Source organism: Novipirellula sp., assembly GCF_041583735.1.
GTDB lineage: Bacteria > Planctomycetota > Planctomycetia > Pirellulales > Pirellulaceae > Novipirellula.
The window spans coordinates 1-4940 of the sequence record NZ_JBFHFD010000645.1; the positions used below are offsets into that span (position 1 = coordinate 1).

The following is a 4940-nucleotide window of genomic DNA, read 5'->3' on the forward strand; positions in this document are numbered from 1 at the left end:
CGAAGAGGGCCGCAGCACGGTTGCCACCGGGGTTGCCATGGCCGCCGCCGCAGCCGGGATTCGCGTCGCGCTGGTGGACGCCGACCTTGTAACGCCGACGCTCGTCGACGAACTGAGCCTGGATGTCGAATATGGATGGCTCGACGCCCTTCGCGGCGGGCTGTCGCTCGGCGAGATCGCCGTGCATGCGGTCGAGGATCACGTCACGCTGTTTCCGCTGTTCCCAAGCGAGCCTTCAGGGCAAGCAACCGTAGCTGAGATTGCCAAGTTGATCCAAACGCTCAAAGAAAACTTTGACCTCGTGATCATCGATGGACCGCTGGGCAACACGCCCGTGGCTCGCTCGATCGCGAGCCTTGTCGAAAGTGCCATGATCGTTCGTGACATTGAAAACACGACCAACGAAGAGATCAACGCACTGTCGAATCAACTGCTTGAATCCGGCATTCAAGGCATCGGGGTTGTCGACAACTTTGCCTGATCTACGTGTTCCTAACAGCAACCGCCGTCATCACAGCACCCTTCGGATCCGCGGGGCGATGAATTTGATGCGACTTGCAATTGGTAGGTTTGGGTTTGCTTGGCGACAGGTAACCCAGGGGCTTGGTTTTTCGGCTTCGCGGGAACACGAATGAAGTAACTCGCGTAGGGTTCACGAGACAACATCGCGAACGTTCCGGGATAGACGGCAGTCATCTCACCGCGGCGGTACTCATTACCCTCGTCGTCGCGAATGCTGGCGAACGGGCCTCGATACATCACCTGGTCTTCACCTTTGGCGTCGGGATCGCTTTGGGCATTCCCCTTGTATGCGATCACGGTCGCCGAGCGAAACTCGATCCCTTCGACCACTTGCCATGGTTCGGGTTGCATCACCACGACTTCGACTCCGTGGAATCCAGCCCTTTCAAACGCGTGAACAAAGTCTTCGTCTCGCAGCGCACCGGAGATACATCCGCTCCACAACGTAGCGTCCTGCTGAAGATGCGTAGGGACGACTTGATCAGCGACGATATCGCTAATCACGGCACGTCCACCATTTTTCAAGACGCGAAAGATCTCGGCGAACAACGCTTGCTTTTCCGCAGAATCCACCAAGTTCAACACACAATTGCTGACCACGACGTCGACCGATTCGGCGGCGATCATTGGCTGCTCGCGACGCTGGTTCGCGACAAACGATTCCAAGTGACGCAGGGTCGCCTCGTCGGTGACCGGATTGGATTGCAGAAAGCGGTCGACGGCATCGCGATCGACCGCCATATCTTGGATACGCCCTTTACAGAACGTGATGTTGTCATAGCCGATCGCGTCCGCGACAAGCGGCTGACTTTTTCTCGCCAGCGTCAACATTTCGTCATTCATATCGACGCCAATCACTCGGCCCGACTCGCCGACAACCTGCGAGGCAATGAAACAAATCTTGCCTCCGCCGCTGCCAAGATCCAATACCGTCTCGCCTTTGCGAACGTACTTGGATGGATCGCCACAACCATAGTCACGCTCGATGACTTCGCTTGGAATGATCTTCAAAAAGCTGGCGTCATAATCGACAGGACAGCACAGCGCCGGTTCGACCGCTTGAGCAGCAGCCGAGTAGCGTGAGGCGACGGCGTTTTCGGTATCAAGACTTTTCGACATGAAGTTCTCTGTGTCAATCTAATTGAGGTTTGTTTGACCGTAAATAAACAGCGTCTTGTCGTACGAACGAGTCGAGCCGAACATCTGGGGTTAGCCACTACGATTTAACTCAAATCCAATTCGTCACGAAGTGCAGCGACCAATCGATCGACTTGTTCAAGATCGTTGTAGGCTTGCAGTGCAATCCGAAGCAGGTACGTACCTGGTTGGATCCCGGGAAAGACGGGGCATTCAATATTGTATCTTTGACGCAGACGTGATTGCAACGTCTGGTGAACGTCGCCCGCGTTCGCATTCTCCGGTTTCGGCAATGGCACCGTCACAAGGCTGCCCATCATCTCCGGCGGCGTGGTGACCTCGATCCCCAATCCGCTGGATAACAATCCTAACGCATCGATCGCGAGAGCTCGATTGACTTGCATCCATTGATCCAATCCGCCTGGATAAAACGAATTCAAAAACTCAATCGCTTTCGGTAATGCCAAGATCGGCGTGGGATCAAACGTTCCCTTCCAATCGAATTCCGCGAGAAATTGGGAGCGACCGGGACGCGGTTGGTTCGCCGCGTGACTGATAATCGTCGGTCGCACTTCGCGTTGCCATTGGGGGTGCACCCACAAAAACCCTGACACTTTCGGTGCACACAGCCACTTGTGGTGATTGGCCGTGTAGTAGTCTACCCCCAGGCTGCGAAGATCCAGCGGAACCATGCCTGGCCCATGCGCTCCGTCGACTAACACGCGGATGCCGCGACTTTTGGCCAGTTCCGCAACCGCGGCAACGGGAAAGACCAATCCTGTGGGACTGGTGATATGATCGATCATAATCAATCGCGTGCGATCATTTAGCTGGTCGTCAATTGCATCGACCACATGGGCTGGATCACCAATCGGAAAGGGCACGTTGGCCACCCGCACCGTCGCGCCGCCCCGCTGGGCCGCGAATTTAGCCGCGTTGATACACGCGTTGTAACCATGGTTGGTGACAACGATTTCGTCGCCATTGGCAAACGGAAACGAGCGTAGGACGGCGTTTACGCCGTCGGTCGCATTGAGCACAAATGCCACATCGCGATCGTCAGCGCCGATCAAATCGGCAAGCACACCACGCACGTGATCGAGTTTGGGTTCCAATTCGCGTTCTGGAGCCAAAAAACGAATAGGATCGCTTTCCAGTTGATCCCGAAACGCCTGCTGCACCTGCAGCACCACCGTGGGCACGGCGCCAAACGAACCGTGATTAAGGAAGTCGAGTTGCGGGTCGAGTTGCCAATGAGACTTCATATCGTTTCCGCTAGCCATGTTATCCCTCTTAAAAAACACGACACAGGGCTAAAGGCTAAAGCATCTCGCAGGGCAACCCAAACGCATCGGCGACAGGTTGATGAACCACTTTGCCTTGATAGACATTCACAGCCGATCGCAGCGCGGCTGAGGCTTTGACGGATTCCATCAAGCCAGCACTGGCGATCCGAATCACCCACGGCAGCGTCGCGTTGCAAAGCGCAAACGTACTGGTACGTCCTACCGCACCGGGCATATTAGCGACACAGTAATGCACCACATCATCGATGATATAAGTTGGATTGCTATGGGTGGTGGGGCGAGTGGTTTCGATACAGCCACCTTGGTCCACCGCAACATCGATCACCACGCTGCCCGGTTTCATCCGCTTCAAATCTTCGGCTCGCACCAATTGAGGTGCCTTTGCTCCGGGAATCAACACCGCACCAATCACCAAATCGGCGCGTTCGAGTTGCTCGAGAATATTATGTCGGTCGCTGTACAAGCAGTTGACGTTGGCGGGCATCACGTCATCAAGGTAGCGAAGTCGGTCGAGGTTGACATCGAGAATTGTCACGTCGGCGCCGAAGCCCGCCGCAATCTTTGCCGCGTTGGCACCGACCACACCGCCGCCCAAGATGGTAATGTGCGCGGGTGCAACCCCAGGCACACCGCTAAGCAAAATGCCGCGGCCCATTTGTGGTTTCTCGAGATACTTGGCGCCTTCTTGGACACTCATCCGCCCCGCCACTTCGCTCATGGGGGTCAACAGCGGCAATCGCCCCTGTTCGTCACGCAACGTTTCGTAGGCGATACAGGTCGAACCGGATTCGAGCATGCCATCCGTCAAATCTCGGCTGGCGGCAAAATGAAAGTAGGTAAACAGGATTTGCCCAGCACGCACCTTGGCATACTCTTCGGGCTGAGGCTCTTTCACCTTGATGATCATGTCGGCTCGCGCGAACACCTCGTCAGCCGTATCGCACAACTCGGCGCCACATTGCAGGTAGTCTTCGTTGGTCACCCCCGAGCCCACGCCAGCCTCGGATTGGATCAGGACTTGGTGCCCGCGAGCGACCAATTCCTCGACTCCCACCGGCAACAATGCCACACGATATTCGTCGGTCTTAACTTCGGTGGGTACCCCAATGATCATGTTAGTTTCCTTCTCAAGAAGCGAGACGAGTGGATCTGTACCCCCACGACAAAACCCATGGGACGCACATAACGCTGACGCAAGTCACAGTGACGAGACGATTTTAAGGCAATGTACGATTGCACATCGGGTCCGTCGACCGCTTCGTCGCACTGATGTTTTGCCGGTTTCGAATTGCCCCCTACGATTTGCAATTACGTGGCGGATTCAGCCTACAGCGGCCGTGCTTCTTTGGATAAGCGAGCGATCATGGTGCTCAAGCGATCGCGGAGTTCGCAGAGCAACGGATCTTCAACGCCTCGCGGCGCCTTCTCGGCAGGCACTGGGATTGCAGCATCAAACTCGATCACCGCATGCAGTTCGATCCCCACATCGGCTTTTCCCCACAACGATTCCTGCATCCGTTGGATCGTTTCAACAATGCGAGAATCCGTGACATCATCGGACTCGAGATAGCAATTGGGGTATGACACTAGCTCCTGAGCAAGATCGGCAGCCACGATGTCGTTTTTCAAACGCACCTTTTCCTGTTCGTCTGGGTTTTCCGAAAACCAAATCGAGGAAACTTTGGTGCGTATCGCACGAACTCGAGCCCTTAGGTCCTCGTTCCCCACCGACATCTTTAGCCGTGATTCGGTGTCGGACAACAAATGTTGAATCAGCCCATCACGACGCTCCGCAAGGTTGCCCGCACGCGTGCTACCCAAATACTGGACTTCGCGTAGTGCCAACAACGCCTCGGCAACGCGAATGGTGCGTTCTAGTATCGAACCGCTTAGTGACTTGGTCCATCCAAGATGCGATTCGATTACGGACAATTGTTCGTTGGCCCACGAATCGATCTTTTGTTTACAGAGGTA

4 protein-coding genes and 1 pseudogene are annotated in these 4940 nt (G+C 55.4%); 1 reads left to right on the forward strand and 4 read right to left on the reverse strand.

What is annotated here, in order from left to right; translation table 11 throughout:
- On the forward strand, positions 1-481 hold a 481-nt coding region (locus ABX962_RS30105), incomplete at its 5' end, for a division plane positioning ATPase MipZ (RefSeq protein WP_372725091.1).
- A gap of 11 nt (positions 482-492) precedes the next feature.
- On the opposite strand, the gene ABX962_RS30110 is transcribed toward ABX962_RS30105, so the two are convergent.
- From ABX962_RS30110 to ABX962_RS30125, 4 genes and pseudogenes are all read right to left on the reverse strand, one after another.
- Complete coding sequence (locus ABX962_RS30110; protein WP_372725092.1) at positions 493-1641, reverse strand: methyltransferase domain-containing protein; 1149 nt, start codon at positions 1639-1641, stop codon at positions 493-495.
- Between the two features lie 104 nt (positions 1642-1745).
- Entirely contained in the window at positions 1746-2942 is a 1197-nt protein-coding gene (locus ABX962_RS30115) for an aminotransferase class V-fold PLP-dependent enzyme (protein ID WP_372725093.1), read from the reverse strand.
- Positions 2943-2979: 37 nt separating this feature from the next.
- Entirely contained in the window at positions 2980-4080 is a 1101-nt protein-coding gene (gene ald / locus ABX962_RS30120; RefSeq protein ID WP_372725094.1) for an alanine dehydrogenase, read from the reverse strand.
- A gap of 212 nt (positions 4081-4292) precedes the next feature.
- Positions 4293-4940 (reverse strand): annotated as a pseudogene (locus ABX962_RS30125) (1-acyl-sn-glycerol-3-phosphate acyltransferase); the annotation flags it as partial.

Coding starts and splice junctions, on each gene's coding strand:
- ABX962_RS30110 (WP_372725092.1), bottom strand. CDS start 1,641: ATGTCGAAAAGTCTTGATACCGAAAACGCCGTCGCCTCACGCTACTCG.
- ABX962_RS30115 (WP_372725093.1), bottom strand. CDS start 2,942: ATGGCTAGCGGAAACGATATGAAGTCTCATTGGCAACTCGACCCGCAA.
- ald (WP_372725094.1), bottom strand. CDS start 4,080: ATGATCATTGGGGTACCCACCGAAGTTAAGACCGACGAATATCGTGTG.